Below are 20,369 nucleotides of genomic sequence, written 5' to 3' on the forward strand. Positions count from 1 at the left end.
ATGCCAGCAATGGCCAATTCCGCCACAAATGCATGACAGAACCTGTCAGGCCGTGTCGGCACCGCATCCGACCACAAGCTCCGCCACCGAAGGCGGAAACGCCAAAACAAAGACGCTTTTATCCTTGTTTTCTCCCACCGCGTCCACCACTGGCGCCGGTGCGGCACCGCACTGGCAGACGCAAAGCCAGTGATGGCGCGGCTTTGGCCAGCCATCAGCGGCCCAGACTGCGGCCAACGCCGGCGCCATCGCCACCCCGCCGGCTGATGAGCGCGGCGCAGAACTGCCGCCACCAAACCTTCCGCTGACTGATCGTTCATGGCTATTTGTTGTTAGTTCGCGCCAATCAAATCCAACGCTTTCGCCATTGGTTCACCCCGGGGCGCTGCCTAGACTCGATCGAAAACAACAATCCCGAACCCTGTTGCCGGAGGTGTCTCCATGGCCCCACGTGCGCCCCTCACGGGCATTCGCGTCCTCGATCTCACCCGCTTGTTACCCGGTCCGCTGTGTACTCAGCACCTCGCCGACTTGGGCGCCGACGTCATCAAAATCGAGGACACCGGTGCCGGTGATTACGTCCCCGGCGAACTGCGCGCGCAGGTCAATCGCAACAAGCGCGGGCTGCGGCTGGACCTGAAAAACGACGCTGGCCGCGAACTGTTGCGCCAGTTGGTGGCCGATGCCGATGTGCTGGTGGAAGGCTTCCGCCCCGGCGCCATGGCCCGTCTCGGCCTGGATTACTCGTCACTGGCAGCCATCAATCCGCGGCTGGTGTATTGCTCCATCAGCGGCTACGGCGCGGACAGCGCTCTCGCCCACGCCCCCGGCCATGACCTGAATTACTGCGCGCTGTCCGGCGTCGCCCACCAAGTGGGCGTCGATGCCGACACGCCGGCGCTGTCCAATCTGCCGCTGGCAGACTTGATTGGCGGCACGCTGACCGCCTTGGCCGGCATCCAAGCGGCGCTATTTGACGCCCAACGCACCGGCCAGGGCCGCTTCGTCGACACCTCGATCACTGACGGCGTTCTGGCCCATGCGGTGATGCCGCTGATGGCCCGCGCCCAGCACGGCAGCACCCCGGCACCGGGCAAGGACACGCTGTCTGGCGCACTGCCCTGCTACGGTTTTTATCGCACCAGCGATGGCCGCTTCATGGCGGTGGCCGCGCTGGAGAAAAAATTCTGGCTGCGTTTTTGCGAATTGATGAACGAATCCGGCTGGGCTGCGCACCACCGCAGCAGCGACGCCGAAGCTAACAGCAAGCTGCGCAGCGCCATTGCCGCACGCTTTGCCGCCGCGCCGTTGGCGCACTGGGAAAAGCTGTTCGCCGACCAAGACTGCTGTGTCAGCCCGATGCTGACGCTGGATGAAGCGGTACAAACGCCGCTGTTCCGCCAGCGCGACCAGGTGTTCGAGGCCGAGCACCCGGTCTACGGCCGCCATACCCATGTGGCCAGCCCGCTGCGCATGAGCGGCCATCGTTTTGAGCACCGCCACGCGCCCACACCGGGCGAGCACACCGATGCCATCCTCGGCGAGCTTGGCTGCGATGCGGCGCGTATCGCCGCGCTGCGCGCCAGCGGAGCGGTGTCATGAGCGACGCTGCTCTCGGTCGCCGCGAACACTGCGAAGATCGGCTCGACCCGTTATTGGCCGCTCGCATCGCCGCCACCCTCGACCGGCCGGCGCCCGGCGTCGGCGACGCGCTGCCAGGCCTGTGGCACTGGGCGTTCTTTCAAACCCCTGCGCCCGGCGCGCAGCTGAGCCCAGACGGTCATCCGCTCACCGGCGACTTCCTGCCGGCGGCGCCGGGTCGCCCGCGCATGTGGGCCGGCAGCCGGGTGTGGTTCCACCAACCGCTGCACGTCGGCACGCCGGCCCGGCGCGACAGCGAGATCATCGCCGTCAACGAGAAACAGGGCCGCAGCGGCGCATTGCTGTTTGTGACCCTGCGCCACCGCTATCTGCAGCACGGCGCGCTGGCGATCGAGGAAGAACAGGACATCGTCTACCGCCGCCCGTCGGCACCGGTGGCCGGCACGCCGACGCCGCTGGCCGATGCCGACTGGGCCGCGCACCACCAGCCGCAACCGCCGCTGCTGATGCGCTATGCCGGCGTCACCTTCAATGCCCACCGCATTCATTACGACCTGCCCTACGCCACCGCTGAAGAAGGCTATGCCGGCCTGGTGGTGCAGGGGCCGCTGATGGCGACGCTGATGCTGCAAGCGTTCACTGACGCCCATCCGCAAGCACAGCCGACGTTCCTGCAGTTTCGCGGCCTGCGCCCGCTGATCGCCGGGCGGCCGATGCGCAGCGGCGGGCGACTGTTAGCGCCGGGTGAAGCCGAGATTTTCACTGACAACGACCACGGGCCGATCCAAGTCGGCCGACTGCACTTTTTGGAGAATCCTTGATGAATGCGTACTACGACCAAGAGGCACTGTCGGCCATCCGCGACGGCGTGCGGGACCTGTGCAGCGCTTACGACGACAGCTACTGGCGCCAAGTGGACCAAGAAAAAGCGTTCCCGGTGGCGTTCGTGAAAGCCATGACCGAGGCCGGCTGGCTCGGCGCCATGATCCCCGAGCAGTTCGGCGGCTCCGGCCTCGGGCTGGCGGAAGCCTCGGTGATTTTGGAAGAAGTGAATCGCAGCGGCGGTAACTCCGGCACCATCCACGGCCAGATGTACAACATGTTCACGCTGCTGCGGAACGGGTCCGAAGCACAAAAGCAGTACTACCTGCCGAAGCTGGCCAGCGGTGAACTGCGGCTGCAATCAATGGGCGTCACCGAGCCCACCGCCGGCACCGACACCACCAAGATCAAGACCACCGCCGTGCGCCACGGCGACAAGTACGTGATCAACGGCCAGAAAGTATGGATTTCGCGCATCCAGCATTCCGACCTGATGATCCTGCTGGCACGCACCACGCCGCTGGCCGACGTGGCGCGCAAGACCGACGGCATGTCGATCTTCCTGGTCGACCTGCGCCAAGCAATCGGCAACGGCCTGACGGTGCAGCCGATTGAAAACATGGTGCACCACATCACCAATGAGCTGTTCTTCGACAACTTGGAAATCCCCGCGGACGCGCTGATCGGCGAGGAAGGCAAAGGCTTCCGCTATATCCTCGATGGCCTCAACGCCGAGCGCACGCTGATTGCTGCCGAGTGCATCGGTGACGGCCGTTGGTTCATCGACAAGGCCAGCCGCTACGCCAATGAACGGGTGGTGTTCGGGCGCCCGATCGGCATGAACCAAGGCGTGCAGTTCCCGATCGCCGAAGCGCACATCGAAGTGGAAGCCGCCGACCTGATGCGCTGGCAGGCCTGCCAACTGTACGACCAAGGCAGTTCCGCCGCCGGCGCCGCCGCCAACATGGCCAAGTACTTGGCCGCCAAAGCGTCGTGGGAAGCGGCCAACGCCTGCATGCAAACCCACGGCGGTTTCGGCTTTGCCTGCGAGTACGACGTGGAGCGTAAATTCCGCGAAACGCGGCTGTATCAGGTGGCACCGATCTCCACCAACCTGATCCTGTCCTATGTGTCCGAGCACCTGCTCGGCCTGCCGCGCTCGTTCTGAGGAACTGCCATGAACGCCACCCGTGACCTGGTCCGTTTCCTTGCCACGCTGCCGACGCAGACGCTGCCGGATGAGGTGCTGGACCGCACCGAAGAGCTGTTCCTCGACTGGCTGGCGTCACTGCTGGCCGGCCGCCACGAGCACCCGATCCCACTGTTTGAAGCGCTGGCCGACCAGATGGGCCCGGCCAGCGGCCCCAGCCAACGCATCAACGCCGGTCGTACCAGCTCGCCGTATTTTGCCGCGCTGGTGAATGCGGCCGCCTCCCACGTGGTGGAGCAGGACGATCTGCACAACAGCTCGGTGCTGCACCCGGCCACGGTGGTATTCCCGGCGGCACTGGCGGTGGCGCAGGACATTGACGCCAGCGGTGCCGAGTTCTTGCGCGCCTGCGTGGCCGGCTACGAAGCCGGCATTCGCATCGGCGAATTCATGGGCCGCTCCCACTACCGCACCTTCCACACCACCGCCACCGTCGGCACGCTGGCCGCCGCCGTGGCGGTGGGCAGCCTGCTGCAACTGGATGAAGACGGCTTCACCAACCTGCTCGGCAGCGCCGGCACTCAAGCCGCCGGCCTGTGGGAGTTTCTGCGCGATGCGGCGGATTCAAAGCAACTGCACACCGCCCATGCCGCCGCCACCGGCGTCAACATCGGCTACTTGACCCGTGCTGGCCTCACCGGCGCACGCAATATTCTCGAAGGTCCGCAAGGACTGGCCGCGGGCATGTCCAGCGATGCTGATCCGCGCTGGCTCCATGACCGCCTCGGTGAGCGCTGGGCGCTGCTGGAAACCTCGTTCAAGTTCCACGCCTCCTGCCGCCACACCCACCCGGCCGCCGATGCGCTGCTGGACTTGATGCAACGCGAACGGCTGACCCACGATGACCTGGCGCAAGTGACCACCCACGTACACCAAGGCGCCCTCGATGTGCTGGGCCGGGTGACGGTGCCGCACAGCATTCACCAAGCGAAGTTTTCCATGGGCGCGGTACTGGGCCTGATCGCGGTGTACGGCAACGCCGGGCTGACTGAGTTCCGTGACCATGCGCTCACCGACCCGCGTGTGGCGGCGGTGCGCGAGCGCGTCACCATGGTGCACAGCGACGAAGTGGACAGCGCCTATCCGGCGCGCTGGCTCGGCCGTGTCACCGTGGTCACCACCGACGGCCGCACTCTCAGCGGCGCCATTGATGAGCCCAAGGGCGACCCCGGCAACGGTCTGTCGCGCGCCGAGTTGGAAGATAAGTTCCGCCGATTAGTGGCATTCGCCGGCGAACTGGACACCGCCACCACCGACACCCTGATCGACCGTTGCTGGGCGCTGCGCACGCTGCCCAGCCTACGCGGCCAATTCTGAAGGAGAGCCTCATGAGCCTGCCCCGGCCGTTGGACGGCATCACTGTCATCAGCCTTGAGCACGCCATCGCTGCCCCGTTCTGTACCCGCCAACTGGCGGACCTGGGCGCGCGGGTGATCAAAATCGAACGCCCCGGCGTCGGCGATTTTGCCCGCCGCTATGACGAGCGCGTGCACGGCGAGGCCTCTCACTTTGTGTGGACCAACCGCTCCAAAGAAAGCTTGGCGCTGGACCTCAAGCAGCCGGCCGCGCAGCAAGTGCTGGCGCAGCTGCTGGCGCAGGCCGACGTGCTGGTGCAAAACCTCGCCCCCGGCGCCGCGGCGCGCATGGGGCTGTCGTTCGACGCGCTGCATGAACAGCACCCGAAACTGATCGTGTGCGACATCTCCGGCTACGGTGCCGGCGGCCCCTACGAACAGCGCAAAGCCTACGACCTGCTGGTGCAAAGCGAAGCCGGTTTCCTGTCGGTCACCGGTACCCCGGACGACATGGTCAAAGCCGGTAACTCCATCGCCGACATTGCCGCCGGCATGTACGCCTACACCGGCATTCTGTCGGCACTGCTGCAACGCGGCCGCACCGGCCTCGGCAGCCGCATCGACGTGTCGATGCTGGAAAGCCTGGCCGAATGGATGAGCTACCCGCTCTATTACGCCTATCAAGGCCAAACACCGCCGCCGCGCACCGGCGCCGCCCACGCCACCATCTATCCCTACGGCCCGTTTGCCACCGGCGACGGCCTGACCGTGATGCTGGGCCTGCAAAACGAACGTGAATGGGCCCTGTTCTGCGATCAGGTGCTGGAAGACCCGGCCCTGACCAACGACCCGCGCTTTGCCAGCAACTCCCAGCGCGTCGCCCACCGCGATCAGCTGCGCGCGCTGATTCTCGACTGCTTCAGCCGCCTCAGCGCCGAACAAGTGATCGCCCGCCTCGACGCTGCCACCATTGCCAACGCCCACGTCAACGACATGGCGGCACTGTGGCAGCACCCGCAACTGGCGGCGCGCCAGCGCTGGGTGGAGGTGGACAGCCCCGGCGGCCCGATCCCGGCGCTGCTGCCGCCCGGCACCAGCAACCAGTGGCAGCCGCGCATGGACGCGGTGCCGGCGCTCGGCCAACACAGCCACGCCATCCTCGCCGAGCTCGGTTACGATGACGGCGCCATCGCCGACCTCGGCCGCCAAGGAGTGATCTGACATGACCCGCAGCCGCTCAGTGTTGTTCGTGCCCGCCAGCCGCCCAGAACGCTTTGCCAAAGCGCTCGCCAGCGGCGCTGACCGGGTGGTGGTGGATTTGGAAGATGCGGTGTCGCCGGACGACAAAGCCCGCGCCCGCGCCGCCCTCGCCGCGCATCTGGATGCCCACCCGGCACTGCCACTCGGCGTGCGCATCAACGGCGCCGACAGCCCTTGGCAGGCCGACGACCTGGCGCTGGTACGGCGCTACCCGCAACTGAGTTGGGTGATGGTGCCGAAAGCCGAATCCGCCGCCGAATTGGCGGCGCTGAATTGCGACCGCCCACTGCTGCCGCTGATCGAAACCGCCCGCGGCCTGCTGAACCTGGCCGCCATTGCCAGCGCTCCCGGCGTCCGCCAGCTGGGCTACGGCGGCCTCGATCTCGGCGTTGACCTCGGCCTGACACCCGACACCGACGGCGCCCGTGCCCAACTGGACGGCGTGCGCCTGCAACTGGTGCTGCACAGCCGCGCCGCCGACCTGCCGCCGCCGCTGGAAACCGTGTGTCCGGAATTCAAAGACCCCACCGTGGTGCAAGACTGGGCCCGCCGCGCCCGCGACATAGGCTTCGACGGTATGCTTTGCATCCACCCCGCTCAAGTGAACGCCGCCCATCAAGGCTTCGGCTTTGACCCCGCCGACCAAGACTGGGCCCGCCGCGTACTGGCCGGCGCAGCAGCGCATCAGGGCGCCGCGTTCCAGCTCGATGGCGCCATGGTAGATGCGCCGGTGATACGGCGAGCAGAGCGGATTTTAGCGGCGTCGGGGGCTGACTAAGGAGGCGCCATTCAGCCTAGCCTCACGTGGCAGTGATGTGGCGAAAGACGTTAATCGGATCCGCTGAAGCAGCGTTTTGGAATGCCTATGCGGCAGAGAGCCCTGGATGATCTAGTTCCTTGATGTTTCTGAGCTGCCTGTGCGGCAGCGAACCGGTCCGGGCGTGGACCTGATGCCGCTTGTTCTTTCTGAGCTGCCTGCGCGACAGCGAACGCTCTGCTCCGCGCTGCTCTCAGATTCCCCGCGTTTCTGAGCTGCCTGCGCGGCAGCGAACGTTACAGCCCGAATGTTTCAATCGTCGGGCCGTTTCTGAGCTGCCTGCGCGGCAGCGAACATCGGGTCCAGCGTCACGCTGGCGCGGGTTGTGTTTCTGAGCTGCCTGCGCGGCAGCGAACATCCGGCATTTGTGCCACCCATGGCACTAAGTTTTCTGAGCTGCCTGCGCGGCAGCGAACAACATCTCGAACGGAACTGTCCCGATCCGGTCTTTCTGAGCTGCCTGCGCGGCAGCGAACGGTTCAAAATGTTGGCCGCGCCGACGGCTTATTTTCTGAGCTGCCTGCGCGGCAGCGAACGCAGTGCTACGAACAAGCCTGGACCACCTACTTTTCTGAGCTGCCTGCGCGGCAGCGAACAGGCGCGTATTCGCGCTGTGGGCGCAGCTGCCTTTCTGAGCTGCCTGCGCGGCAGCGAACGGTGGTTTCATCGCGTGCCCCGGCTGCCTCCCTTTCTGAGCTGCCTGCGCGCCAGCGAACGTAGAGCTTGAATGCCTGCTGAGCGGTGTTTATTTCTGAGCTGCCTGCGCGGCAGCGAACAGGCGCGTAGTCGCGCTGTGGGCGGAGCTGCCTTTCTGAGCTGCCTGCGCGGCAGCGAACGGTGGTTTCATCGCCTGCCCCGGCTGCCTCCCTTTCTGAGCTGCCTGCGCGGCAGCGACCGGTGGTTTCATCGCCTGCCCCGGCTCCCACCCTTTCTGAGCTGCCTGCGCGGCAGCGACCGGTGGTTTCATCGCCTGCCCCGGCTCCCACCCTTTCTGAGCTGCCTGCGCGGCAGCGACCGGTGGTTTCATCGCCTGCCCCGGCTCCCACCCTTTCTGAGCTGCCTGCGCGGCAGCGACCGGTGGTTTCATCGCCTGCCCCGGCTGCCTCCCTTTCTGAGCTGCCTGCGCGGCAGCGAACTCACGGCGAAAGCGCCGTCTGAAGGGCTGTAGTTTCTGAGCTGCCTGCGCGGCAGCGAACAAGGCTTACGAAGCGGGCGCCGGCTGGGTGCGTTTCTGAGCTGCCTGCGCGGCAGCGAACGAAAGGGCCGCGCTCGCAGGTGGTGCGGCGCGTTTCTGAGCTGCCTGCGCGGCAGCGAACGAAAGGGCCGCGCTCGCAGGTGGTGCGGCGCGTTTCTGAGCTGCCTGCGCGGCAGCGAACGAGGCTTACGAAGCGGGCGCCGGCTGGGTGCGTTTCTGAGCTGCCTGCGCGGCAGCGAACGAGGATGCCGTCGTAGTTGGAGGCGTCGAACATTTCTGAGCTGCCTGCGCGGCAGCGAACAGCTGTCGTGTACCGGACTTCCCCCGATCGCGTTTCTGAGCTGCCTGCGCGGCAGCGAACCCCTTGATCCAGTGTTGATCGCGGGCGCTATCTTTCTGAGCTGCCTGCGCGGCAGCGAACCTGTTCCATATTCCCCCGCTGCGCATTTCCCTTTTCTGAGCTGCCTGCGCGGCAGCGAACGAAAGGGCAGCGCTCGCCGGTGCTGACGCGCTTTTCTGAGCTGCCTGCGCGGCAGCGAACTTTTCGGGACACTTAGGCTTGGTTGGACATGCTTTTCTGAGCTGCCTGCGCGGCAGCGAACCGGGGGATTGAGTGACGGCTGACGGCAGCGCTTTTCTGAGCTGCCTGCGCGGCAGCGAACTTTTCGGGACACTTTGGCTTGCTTGGACATGCTTTTCTGAGCTGCCTGCGCGGCAGCGAACCGGGGGATTGAGTGACGGCTGACGGCAGCGCTTTTCTGAGCTGCCTGCGCGGCAGCGAACGACGGCTCCGGGGCTGCCCCCGGCCACCGCTTTTTCTGAGCTGCCTGCGCGGCAGCGAACGCCGGGGATTGGGCAGCGTTTGTTGAGTGGATGTTTCTGAGCTGCCTGCGCGGCAGCGAACGAGCTGTCCGACTTGGGTGTCAGTAACCCTAGTTTCTGAGCTGCCTGCGCGGCAGCGAACCTACATCGACGACTGGAACCTGACACGGCACATTTCTGAGCTGCCTGCGCGGCAGCGAACACGTAGTAGTAGTGCTCGTTGGCGATCTTGCGTTTCTGAGCTGCCTGCGCGGCAGCGAACGGTGGTTTCATCGCCTGCCCCGGCTGCCTCCCTTTCTGAGCTGCCTGCGCGGCAGCGAACGTAGAGCTTGAATGCCTGCTGAGCGTTGTTTATTTCTGAGCTGCCTGCGCGGCAGCGAACCGTGGGCTGCTCGCCCACACCCCGGCCAGTATTTTCTGAGCTGCCTGCGCGGCAGCGAACTAGAGCTAAAACTGACTAACAGACTGATTAATCTTTAATTCCTATAGAATTTAGGCCCTACCCCTTTTTAACATCGCTGCGATAACCCATTGATATTAGGGATCTTCACAGGGCGCCCAAAAAAAGGGTCAGAACCACGGCACACTGCCCTCCCCGCCCAACCCATAGCTGTTGAACACTCCGCTGGTGGGCTGGTCTTGCAGGGCGCCATGATGGATAAACAGGCAAAACGACTGGCCGGTGCTTTGGCTACGTAGGTGGACATACGGCAGCGTCGGGCGCCGCTCGATGCTGTACGGAATCGCCTCTGCGGCGGCTTCGGCGGTTTCGCCCTTCCTGCGCATGCGACGACGGCGGAGACGTTCAGCATTAGTCTTGAATTGCTGGCGACGGACGGTGCGATGTTTGCAGCCGTCAGGCACCGCCGCAATATCTGTGGCTTGCACGTGATCGCGCAGGGCTTTAAGCCAATCCATCGCTGCCATCTGGCGCAACCGAGCTTCACTGCCATGCAGCCGCAGCACCTGTCCCAGCGAGCGCGGTTGCAAGCTATGCCTAGGAAAACTGACGCCCACGTCGTCCCAGCGCTGTTGCACCAATAGCTGGTGCAGCCGGCCGTACAAAGCACCCAGCAACTGCGTGCCGCTGGTTTCCGGGTCTGGCATGACCTTGAGATCCAGATAATGGGTTGTCATGCCGTCACCCCGCGTCACCGAACACGCCACCGCGGATCAAGGTGGCCATAACGAAGTGCTGTTGATCGGTGTCCGGCGCCTTGTCCTTGAGCACCCAACCATCCAGCAAATTATAGAAATCCAGTTTGTCCTTGGGTTGACGATAGGCACGCCCTTGGGTGGTCACCGAGCCATAGGGTTCCACTGCAATCGGGCCGTTTTCATCGGCTTCGGGGTACCAAGTATCGATAGTACGCAGCGCATTGCCGATCTTTTGGGAGTGCATCGCCGCCACACCATCAACGTGGTAAAGCGTCTTGCTCTTGTCACCACGACCGCGCTCAAGGATCAGTTCTTGTGATGGGAATACTTCTTGGCCACCACCGAGGCGCACAAAAGCAGTCACTTGCAACAGCAGATGTCGGGTGCCGGCCAGACCTTCGGCAATGACATGGCCCAGCTCCACCACGCTGGCGTCGTCACGGCTGAACTGGCGCAGGCTCAGCGCCAACGCATCGAAGCGCCACTCTTGGGCCTGCTGCCCGGCTTCCATGCGTGCCACGCGCACCTGCACCTGCTCAGCACCGATGCGGTTGCGCCATAGGAAGCGGCCATTGGCCAAGTTGGCGGCGTAACGAATGGCCAGCTCAGCAAAGCCGTGTTCAGCCGTATAGCCGTCGACGACTTGCGACAACTTGGCTTGATACTCCGCGTTGTTGCAGGCCGATGGTGCGCCCGCGCCGGGCAGCACGCGCACTGTGAAGGTCACTTTCAAGGTGTCGGCAGCAGCCGGCAGCGCGGCGGTATCTACCGTTTGCGGGTTTGGGCTTGTGATAGAAGCATCCAGCTTGGCCGTATCCTGGTCCTTGGCTTTGAGGCGGTTGGAAATAGTGCCGCGCACCGATTTCTCGCGCACGGCCACCGGCGCCCACTGGGCGGCAGTGTCTTGCTGTTGCCAGTCGCCGGCATGAAATAATGCATCGGAGGGATCAAGTTTGCGCTCAAAGGCCAGAACGCTAGCGGTTTTCAGCGGTGCTTTACTCATCATGGAATTCCTTTTTCATTTTATTAGGTCAAAGACAATTCAGTCGTAGTCATAAAAGTCATCGTCGGGATCGTCCGCCGCCGCCAGCCCGTAGCCGCTGCGGCAGCGGTACAGCGCTTTCGCATGATCGACCTCTGGCTGCCACAACAACGCTTCCACATCGGTGATCCGGTGCGGGCTCACCCACTCGCCGATGGAGTACACCGACTCGACAAACCGCAGCGGCGTGCGCTCGTCCCGTGCATGGCGCACCTGCCCGGCGCCATGCAGCGCGGACAGGCCGACATAGCCCACTGGAATCGGCACCAGCCAGCCACTGCCTTTGCCGCGCTGTGGATCACGCCAGCGGACGCTGCCTTTCACTGCGGTTGCGTTGGCGTCGTGTGGGTCAGCGCGATAATTGAAGCGCGACAGCTCTAACCAGGCGTCCAGCGCGGTGGCGTCCGGATCGCTGGTCTGCAATTGCGTCAGCCATTCGGCGAGCACGTCATCGCGCCCCACCAGTGCAAAACCGGGCAGCCACTGCCGCCGCCATTGGCGAAACTGGCGCGCGCGCTTATCAGGGTCATCCGCCAACAGCCGTAACCAAGGCCGCACCATGCGCCCAGGACCCACCACCGGCGGCAACACACTGCCGCCCGCCACACGCATGCCAGCAAGGGTGTCGGCAGCGTGCTGAGCCCAGCCATTGAGCACGTCATCACCGACTTGCGTCAGCAGAACCGGTTCAACGTTGGCAACACGCTTTTGTTGCACCAGAAACACCAGCGTCAGCTCCAGGTGGGTGCGTCCTTCCTCGACAATGCCGGCGGTGCCACCGTCGCGGCCCACCGGGTTGCGGGTCAGGCGGAAAGTCTTGACGTAGCCACTGTTCACCTGCTCCTGCTGAGCATGACAAATGACGCCGACTTTCAGCAGCCGCAGCGGTACTGGCTCTGCCGCCAGTTTGCGCTCCAGCGCCCACATCAGGCCGACGAACGCGGTGATGGAGGGAAATCCATGGGTCATCTGACTGGAGATCGCGTTGGCGTTTTGCACGCGCAGGTGTGGCACTACTAACAGCCCTTGGGCGCTGCTGAGAGGAATTTCGTTCATGCGGACACCTCGCCGATGGAACCTTGATCGCCCGCCTGCGGTACTTCCAATTTCTGGCGCAGACAATGCAGCTGATGCGCCCAGCCTGCGTCGCTCTCATCGACCCGTAGCTGTTTCTTCCAATGTCGCAGCTCGGCATCACCAAACACGTGCTTGCCTTCCAACCGTGCATTCAGCCACTGCCCGAAGCGATGGCCGACAGCGTCTGGCCAATCCATCCACAACCACTCCCGAGCGAACTCCGCTTCGTCGGGCAGTTCCGCACGCAGCGGATCCAGCCACAGCTGTTCCTCCCGCACCAACTCTTGGCAGTCTTGCCCCCGGCTCCATCCGGGCGGCAGCGCCTGCAGGAAACCGGCAGCCATGATGTTCAGCTCATCAATCAGCCGCTCGACCAAGGCCTCCACGCGGTCGCGAGTGGTGCTGTTACGCTCCGGATCGCTTTCCAGTAACGTGCGCAACCGTTGCACGGTACGGCGCACTGCCGGACGACCGGCGTAGATCCGCTCGAACACAGAGCGCGTGTGAATCGGCACGCGAAACTCGGACGCCTTCCATGTGGGCGGCAATGAGGACAGCAGGTAGTTGATGCCGCCCCGTTCACTATTGAGCTGGGAGATATTTTGCGGCTTGGTCCCCCCCAGCTTTTGTACCGCTATGTTGGGGTAATGATGGAAAGTGCCGTCGTGGTGGTTGCGGTCCCGATAGGCTTGGCGTGCCTGTTTGTTAGCGTCACCGAAGCGGTGTTCCTGCAATACGGCGTGAACGTTATGGGCCAACGACGTCGCGTATAACGGCGCCAGCAGGTGGTATTGGGCGTCGTCGACCGGATCATCACCGATCAGCCAATAAAGCTGTTTAGCGTGGGTATGACTGCCAGGAGATTCCTCGCGGGCACCGGTCAGACTGACGAACGCATCACGCAGCGTTTTGGCCCGCAGCGGATCATCACTCAACGCCGACAAAGCGTCGGTGCTTTCGATTTCCAACGCCTGCAACAGGCTCTGGCCATCCACTTCCAGCCGCAGCAGCTTGTACACATCTAGCGCAGCGGCGTTGCCTACTACGTCACTCACGAACTGCTCGCCCAGGACATGGCTGCCTACCTCATCCAGCGCCGCCATGACGGAGGGCATGACATAGAGGTTGGTACCGCGCGCATCGGGATGGATGGGCTTCAACGAGTGGGTGACCGCTTGGATTTGCCGGACACGGCGGGCGGCGTCATCCAGCCAAGGATCACGCTGGTGCTGAGTCAAGATATCGGCCCGCTTGGGATCATCATCTTTGAGTTTGTCGAGCTTGGCGTCGCGCCGCTCCTGTATGAAGCGATCGACAGCCGCGCGGAAACTCGGCGCTGTTTCATCCATTGGGTTGTTATTCACGAGAATTCCTTTCCGTAGCATAAGATGCTGTTAGAATTGCCCGAGTCGACACACGGCACTCGGGCAGTCCCTTAGCTCAAGAGGCCTCCGCTTAAGTTGGAGAGGCTTCCGCTTAGATGGCTCTTCTGGGCGCGTAGCGGCCAACCACTGAGATACCCTCCTGCCGTCTTTGACGACTGTTGTGCTCACTGAAGTTACGGACTTGGATCAGGTGGCGGCCTGATCCAAGAGCTGCTTCCTCTCAACCGACTCATCTGAAGAGTGCCTCGAGACCATGTCGATCAGTTTCTGGATCAAAGCTCTGAATCGGAAAGCAAAGTCGGGCTAGGCACGTCATCTGTCTGCTCGACATGGGCATCCATAGTGCCTACATTAATTTATCCATGCAAATTGTTGCGTGGGGCTTCGCCATCTGCTGAAAAAGCAGCTCAGAAAATAGTGCCAACGTTAATTCCCAAACTTTCTCTGCCGCATAGGCAGTCAGCCCTTCTTGCAAAACCCCAACACCGGGTGAAACCACCAGCCCTGCTCCGACCGGGGCAGGCTGACGGTGGCGAAGGACTCGGCGCAGCGACGCAGATCTTCGCCCCGAGCCTCCGCTAGCTCGGCCAGCGCAGCCAGCGGATCAACCTGCCCCCAAGGCGCAATGCCAGGGCCCGCCACCACCTCATCCGGCAGGTGCCAGCAGCTTTCCTCCTCCGGGGTATACAGCGGCGCTCTGCGCCGGCCGCTGCCGGTGAGACGATGCAGCAGCAGGGCATCCTCGTCGTCGTTCGGCAGCATCACCGCGTCACAGCGCGCCGTAGAGTCGTGCCGGAAGCGCTGGGCTTGTGGCAGCACCCCACTGAGCCAAGCCAAAGGCACGTTCCAATGGCTGCTGGCATTGAGCATCCAGGGGGCGGCAGCCTGTGCGCGCTCCCCCTGACCGGGAAGAGTGGGACGCATGGCATGGCGCAGGCGCGCGTGCTCCAAATCCGCCAAGTGACCGGTGGGCATCAACCGGCGCCCCTGGGGCAGACGTAGACGAGGGCTTGCATCCAGCACCCAGCGGCCGTGCTGGTCGAGCTGATCGGCCAACAGTTCTCGCAGGGAATGGGTGCTTAGGTGGAAGTTGGGATAACGCGCGCTGCGTTCGGGCGAGTTAGCCTGGCAGCGCTTAACGTCCTCGAAGCCCGGTCGACAATAGACCGCCTCCTTAACGTCACTTCGTTCGAAAAAGTGGACGTTGTGATCCGCCACCAACACGTTTGTCCGGTCGACCGGACCCGGGCGATGCCGACGCACCCGCCCGGCCAACTGGATCAGCGACCGCATGGACGATGGCTCCACCACTGCCCAGTCGTAGTCATGGTCGCGCCCCACTTCAGTGACCGGGCTGCCGAGTACGACGAACAATTGGTCCGGCTCCGGATGGGCGTCCAATGCCTGACGCACCTGCGCGCGTGAAAACACCGGATCAGGGTCCGCCAGCGACGAGCGCCGGCGGTCCAGTGCAGTGTCCAAGCGATGTTCTATTGCCGAACGCAAGAACAGCGGGAATTGTGAGTGATAAACGCACAAGTGCACGCGTATGCCCTGCGGAACTCCCAAGACGAACAAGGCCTGGGCCACCTTATACAAGGGCCCAATGTTGGCCATGCGGATCAGCCCGAAGCTGACCCGTTTGCCGCTGGCCGGATCAACATTGTGGTTCTGCGGATCCCGATGCAGACGCAGCGCCGCGTCTCGCCATAGCGCCGCCCAGTGTGCCGGGCGCTCGGCTTTCGGCACGGCGCCGAAGTCCACCGGCAACAACTCGGCGATGCGGCGCACTGGCGCCGCCGCCAATCGGCGGATGCGGGCCTCGGCAAAGCTGTCATGGGCCGCTAGAAACACGGCCTCATCACTGCACTCGGCGTGCCGGCAGCTGAACTCATCCACCCACAGGCATGGAATCCGCAACAGCTCATTTGGCCGCTGGGCGCGATGATGCTGCCAATGAGTACGGCCATCGCAGTAGGCCTGAAAGAGTCCCTGCACCAGCGCTGGCGGCAACGTCGCTGATGACAACAGCACGCGCGCGCCAAGCAGACCAGCCCAGTGCACCAAGCGGGTCAGGGCCGGCAAGTCGTCGAGATCGAAATCGTCTGGTTCGTCCAGTACCAGGTCCCCAGTCAGCAACCGCAGCATGGGCGCGATGTGGCGCCCGCCGCGCAAGCTTTCAGTGGCCGGCGTGAGGTGGTCGACGGTACACACCAACACCGGCGCGGCAATCAGGCGACGGCTGCGGGCGTCGCGGGTCAGCCGCTGCAGCAGCGGATGACGGTCGTCGCCTTCGTATAGCACATGGCTGTCCTCATCCAGCAACGCTTGGCGCGACGCCGAGCCACGGGCTTCCTCCTTGGTTTCGTGGTGCTCGAACAGCGCCCGACTGGCGGCACCGCCCACCAGAATCGCCAGCTCATCGTCATCCAGCGTGAGATCGCGTTGGAAGCTGCGGCCGGTTTGCTGGGTCAGCGTGCGCAGGCCGATGGCAAAGGCGCAGCGCAAGCCATGGGTCGGTTCCGCCAAGGCATACATGATGCGGGCGTTGGCGAGGGTCTTGCCGCAGCCGGTGGAGGCCATATTGACGATGAAGGCACCCTGCTCAACCGTGCGTTCACGCACCGACCGGGCCAGGTCAACCGCCTTGTCCTGCCAGCGAAATGCCTCGCGAGTGGTGCGGCGACTCAAGCCACGGTGACGCTGCAGCGCCGGCAAACTGCGTACCAATGAGGGCAGGCCGTGCACGACGCGGTTGGCGGTGGCGTGCACGCCGAGCAGATGTTCATCGAGAGTTTGGTTGTAACGGTACTGACCGTCACAGCGGGCGGTATTGGCCTGCAGTCGAGCCTGCGGCTTCAGGTAGCGTTGGCGCTCGGGAGCCGGCTGCCAGGCAGCACACTCCGCGCTGCGCTCGAAGGTAAGACTGGAGTAATAGTGATCCGACAGCATCAGGCAGAGCCTTGATACGTGCATCACAAACGGATCTTGCAACCAAGTTTCGCCCCGCTGCGTCCACGGCAACAACGCTTTAGCCTGCCGCGCCGCTTGTTTGCGCCAGTCGCGGTCAGTAACCGGCAGCCCGTGCGGGAAACGCCAGTAAGCGCCGAGGTCGACGTCGCCGCGGCACTGCGGCGGCTGGTTCCAGTCCGCGTCGATTTGCGCAAGCAAGCCGCTGAGCTGCTCCGGGTTCAATGAGTCCGGCCGCGCACCGTGTGCCAAGAATGGAGATCGAGAGCTATCGGACTGCTCGGCCTGTGCTGAACGGCGCACCGGCAAAGCTGGCAAGCGGTGATGGGTGAGTACCAACCAAGCCACCGCCTGTGCCAAGGGCGGCAAGCTGTCAAACAACGAGCCAGCCCGCGTGGCGGAGCTGTTCAGCGATGGCAGGCCATCGCATTGCAGACGCTCCGCGCTAAGCCATTCGGACAGCCAAGCGCCGTCGTCAGTTCGCGACGCCGCCGCAACCAACCTCTGCAACCAAGCCGCGTCATCGTCTCCACCCACAAAGGCCTGGAACAAACGCACTGACACCCACTCATGACGATAGTGAGTTGTCCCAGGCATCACCCCACCCATCGCCGCGGTCAGCATCTGCTGGAACGCCTCGGTGGCTTTGCCCACGTCATGCAGCAGCGCCGCCAAGGCGGTCAGTGCCTGCATCAGTGGTAAGTGGTGCCAGGTATTTTCGTCGTCGCGGCGTAATACATCACGGCCGGTGCGATGGGTCGGCACCGCGCCCTCGGCATTGAAACGCCGGGCATCACCAACGATCCACAGCAACTCAGAATGGTCATGTCCGCGAAGCCAGTGACACGCCACGGCGGTGTTCTTGCGAGCAGTCTTGCGCAGTAAGCGCCGCAGCGTCCGCAGCCCCTCCTGGGTAATGGGTGTCTGCCAAGTACGGTCACCGCGTCGCTCGGCGAATTGATCAATGAGACGGCGGGTTTCGGTGAGCGCGCGTTTGTCGCACTGGCTGATCAGCAGAATATTCATTGGGCCGGGCCCATAGAGCCTGACACCTGCAGGGCGATGTCTTTCAAGCTATCGATGATGAAGTCCAACGACTCACTGCGAGTCAGCGCTTCAATGCAGTGACGGCGGAACTGCGCTTCCTCATCACCACGCATGGCAGACAGGAAAGCCTGCGGCAGGATGCTGGCATCTTTGACCAAGTCGGCGGCATCAAACACCAGTCCGCCGCGACGGGTTTTACCGTGCAGCACCGCCAAGCCATGGGGCAGCCCCAGCACCCAAGTGGCGGTGGCGCCCAAGCCATAAGCCAGATAATTGCCATGATCGAGAAAGCGGTTAGCCGGATCCGCTCCCGTACCGCGCTTGGCGCGCGTGAAGTCGCCGTATCCCACAGTGTCCACCGCCAATTTGAACAGTGCTTTAGTCAGGCGTGCTTCTTCTGTGAGCAACGCTGTGGTGTCCGCTGACGATTGAATGCGCGTCGCACTCGCCGTTAGCAGAGCATCCAACCGCTCGACATTTACAGCAAAGCCGGCCGCTACCAAAGAGCGCTTGGACCACTGCTGTCGCACCCGTTCGAGTCGGCGCTGCTGGAGCAGGCGTGCCGCTTCGACCCGACAGGCGTCATCAAACCAAAAGCGCACCCAAGCTTGCAGATACTCGGTGGGCCGGTATTCGCTCTGCGGCGAAAACCACGCCACTTCCACATCCACTTCATTAGCTGAAAACAAAGGCGTGCCACCGCCACCACAAAAGCCCACCAACACACCGGCTTTGGCCAGTTCGCGCATTGCCGCCTGGGTAATCGACGTACCGGTGCCCAATAACACCGAGGTGGTATTGGCAATGGGGATATTCCAGTAAAGCGACTCCTTACCTTGATCGGTGACATATTCGACCCGACCGCCTTTCACCAATACCCGGCAATGCTGCAGGTAATAAAGGTTAGCGCGCTTGGAGTGGAGAATGGTTTTTAAATCCGACGAGGCTAAGACATCCATGTTTTCCCTTCCGTTCCGATCGGCACGGCATTCGTAGCCGAATGCAGCACTGACCCGAGGTTTCCAGCAATCTTCCGTCGCGGCGCCTAGCCTGCCCGCCCTACTGGTCAGCCCGCCGCAGCGAAGTCCGGCTGCCGAAGCCTCTAGCTGAAGAAATAAAAGCCAACTTCCGAATTCCGATGATGCTGCGTGGCATTGTTCACCATCTATACAGCAATGACGGTTGCGCCTCTCGCCATCATCAACATGGTGGGCATGTTTTCAACGGCCGAGGGTCGGCGCGGCCTGTCCAGCAGATGAACACGCCGTGGCTTGGCGCCGTCGATGATCGGCTGCGCATCCCGCGCTACGTCTGCCGAGTTCTAGTCACCGAACCCGAGGCTCCCAATAATCCGCTGAAAACAAAAAGGCCCGAACCCAGCACAGCACCGGATTCAGGCCCTCTAGCAATTCAAACCATCGAGCGGCGGCTAATATTCACCATGTGCCACAACGACGGCAGAGAATCACAACCGCGTCGCCGCCAACACACTGGCCCCTGCCACACCCAGCAAGGTGCCGCAGATACGGTTAAAGCGCTGCTTGTTGCGCGCGCTCGCCAGCAGACGCTGCAGGTTGGCGCCGAGATAGCCATACAGCGCGATCGCCACCAGTTCCAGCATCAGGAACAGGGTGCCGATTTGCATCAGTTGTAGGCTCACGTCACCGCCCGGGGTCACAAACTGCGGCAGAAACGCGGTGAAGATCAGGATCGCCTTGGGATTGCCAGCCGCCACCAAAAACTCCTGGCGCGCCAACGCCCACAGCGGCGCCGGCTCGTTGGTGGCACGGCTGATGACGGAATCCACCGTCGGCGCCCGCCACAGTTGCCAGGCCATCCACAGCAGGTACAGGCCACCGGCAATTTTCACTACCCAGAAGAACGCCGCCGAAGTGGTCAGCAACGCCGCCAGCCCCACCACTGTCAACGCGATCATGATCGCGAACGCGATAATACGCCCGAAGCCCGCCACGCAGGCCGCACGCAAGCCATAGCGCGCCGCGTTGTGCACTGACAACAGGTTATTGGGACCGGGAATCATGTTCAGCGCAAAGCACGCTGGGATGTACAGCAACAGCTGCCACAAAGAGAGGGTCATTACAGCACTCCACCGTGCGGGATCACCGCAACCGGACTCAAAATTGAACAAGTCCGGCGGACGATCAGTCCGCCGGGACAGCGACTTGGGCCCCGTTCCGGCGGGTAGCTGGAGCGGTGCGACAAGTTGCGGGCGGCACTATGCGCTGTGGCAAAACAGGATGCAAGATGCGGCGCCCAGTGGCCGCCAAGCAGGCACAAAAAAAGAGGCCGCAGCCTCTTTTTTGAACATCGGTTTGGTGACCGATGTGAATTTGGAGCGGGAAACGAGGTTCGAACTCGCGACCTCATCCTTGGCAAGGTTGCGCTCTACCCACTGAGCTATTCCCGCTTAATGGCGTCCCCAAGGGGATTCGAACCCCTGTTACCGCCGTGAAAGGGCGGTGTCCTAGGCCTCTAGACGATGGGGACCCTGGACTGCTCCGGCATCACCGGAACGGGCGCAGAGTCTAGCAGCAACCGCTGCGACGTCAAGCGAAAACACTATTCCAACAGCACGACTGCCGCTTTTTTCAACACCCAGGCGGTTTGAGCGGCTGTGCAATTGACGCTGCCCAGCGGCTGGTCTCT

The 20,369-nt window shown here is 63.3% G+C and carries 13 protein-coding genes, 2 tRNA genes and 1 CRISPR repeat array; of the genes, 6 read left to right on the forward strand and 9 right to left on the reverse strand.

The window, feature by feature from the left end:
• Nucleotides 1-441 precede the first annotated feature (441 nt).
• The 6 genes from AB5I84_RS09385 to AB5I84_RS09410 are packed head-to-tail and all read left to right on the forward strand — an operon-like array spanning nt 442 to nt 6,967.
• Entirely contained in the window at nt 442-1,602 is a 1,161-nt protein-coding gene (locus AB5I84_RS09385) for a CaiB/BaiF CoA transferase family protein (protein ID WP_369455594.1), read from the forward strand.
• Nucleotides 1,599-2,423: an HTD2 family dehydratase gene (locus AB5I84_RS09390; RefSeq protein ID WP_369455595.1), complete on the forward strand. Its 825-nt coding sequence runs from the start codon at nt 1,599-1,601 to the stop codon at nt 2,421-2,423. Before AB5I84_RS09385 ends, AB5I84_RS09390 begins: the two co-directional genes overlap by 4 nt.
• Nucleotides 2,423-3,592 (forward strand): acyl-CoA dehydrogenase family protein, encoded by a 1,170-nt coding sequence (locus tag AB5I84_RS09395; RefSeq protein ID WP_369455596.1) that lies wholly within the window; start codon nt 2,423-2,425, stop codon nt 3,590-3,592. Before AB5I84_RS09390 ends, AB5I84_RS09395 begins: the two co-directional genes overlap by 1 nt.
• A 9-nt stretch (nt 3,593-3,601) precedes the next feature.
• On the forward strand, nt 3,602-4,951 hold the full coding sequence (locus AB5I84_RS09400; RefSeq protein ID WP_369455597.1) for an MmgE/PrpD family protein: 1,350 nt from the start codon (nt 3,602-3,604) through the stop codon (nt 4,949-4,951).
• 11 nt (nt 4,952-4,962) lie between these two features.
• Entirely contained in the window at nt 4,963-6,150 is a 1,188-nt protein-coding gene (locus AB5I84_RS09405; protein ID WP_369455598.1) for a CaiB/BaiF CoA transferase family protein, read from the forward strand.
• Nucleotide 6,151: 1 nt separating this feature from the next.
• A complete protein-coding gene (locus AB5I84_RS09410) occupies nt 6,152-6,967 on the forward strand; it encodes an HpcH/HpaI aldolase/citrate lyase family protein (RefSeq protein WP_369455599.1) in 816 nt (271 codons plus the stop codon).
• A gap of 125 nt (nt 6,968-7,092) precedes the next feature.
• Nucleotides 7,093-9,465: direct repeats of the CRISPR family, unit length 28 nt; unit sequence TTTCTGAGCTGCCTGCGCGGCAGCGAAC.
• A 128-nt stretch (nt 9,466-9,593) separates the two neighbouring features.
• On the opposite strand, the gene cas6f is transcribed toward AB5I84_RS09410, so the two are convergent.
• The 9 genes from cas6f to AB5I84_RS09455 form a co-directional block, all read right to left on the reverse strand.
• Nucleotides 9,594-10,160 carry a type I-F CRISPR-associated endoribonuclease Cas6/Csy4 gene (gene cas6f / locus AB5I84_RS09415; RefSeq protein ID WP_369455600.1) on the reverse strand — a complete coding sequence of 189 codons (567 nt, stop codon included), beginning with the start codon at nt 10,158-10,160 and terminating at the stop codon, nt 9,594-9,596.
• Nucleotides 10,161-10,164: 4 nt separating this feature from the next.
• The gene (gene csy3 / locus AB5I84_RS09420; protein WP_369455601.1) at nt 10,165-11,184 is read right to left on the reverse strand and encodes a type I-F CRISPR-associated protein Csy3; all 1,020 of its coding nucleotides are present in this window, start codon (nt 11,182-11,184) and stop codon (nt 10,165-10,167) included.
• A 39-nt stretch (nt 11,185-11,223) separates the two neighbouring features.
• A complete protein-coding gene (csy2, locus tag AB5I84_RS09425; RefSeq protein WP_369455602.1) occupies nt 11,224-12,279 on the reverse strand; it encodes a type I-F CRISPR-associated protein Csy2 in 1,056 nt (351 codons plus the stop codon).
• A complete protein-coding gene (gene csy1 / locus AB5I84_RS09430; protein ID WP_369455603.1) occupies nt 12,276-13,664 on the reverse strand; it encodes a type I-F CRISPR-associated protein Csy1 in 1,389 nt (462 codons plus the stop codon). The genes csy2 and csy1 overlap by 4 nt, the downstream gene beginning before the upstream one ends.
• A gap of 480 nt (nt 13,665-14,144) precedes the next feature.
• Nucleotides 14,145-17,681, reverse strand: coding sequence for a type I-F CRISPR-associated helicase Cas3f (gene cas3f / locus AB5I84_RS09435; RefSeq protein ID WP_369455604.1), 3,537 nt, complete (start codon nt 17,679-17,681; stop codon nt 14,145-14,147).
• Nucleotides 17,678-18,661, reverse strand: coding sequence for a type I-F CRISPR-associated endonuclease Cas1f (gene cas1f, locus AB5I84_RS09440; protein ID WP_369455605.1), 984 nt, complete (start codon nt 18,659-18,661; stop codon nt 17,678-17,680). Before cas1f ends, cas3f begins: the two co-directional genes overlap by 4 nt.
• A 506-nt stretch (nt 18,662-19,167) precedes the next feature.
• On the reverse strand, nt 19,168-19,800 hold the full coding sequence (locus AB5I84_RS09445) for a LysE family translocator (protein ID WP_369455606.1): 633 nt from the start codon (nt 19,798-19,800) through the stop codon (nt 19,168-19,170).
• Nucleotides 19,801-20,054: 254 nt separating this feature from the next.
• Nucleotides 20,055-20,130, reverse strand: a tRNA-Gly gene (locus AB5I84_RS09450).
• A gap of 4 nt (nt 20,131-20,134) precedes the next feature.
• Nucleotides 20,135-20,210, reverse strand: a tRNA-Glu gene (locus tag AB5I84_RS09455).
• Nucleotides 20,211-20,369 lie beyond the last annotated feature (159 nt).

The sequence above is a fragment of the Alcanivorax sp. REN37 genome (assembly GCF_041102775.1).
In the GTDB taxonomy this organism is placed as follows: domain Bacteria; phylum Pseudomonadota; class Gammaproteobacteria; order Pseudomonadales; family Alcanivoracaceae; genus Isoalcanivorax; species Isoalcanivorax beigongshangi.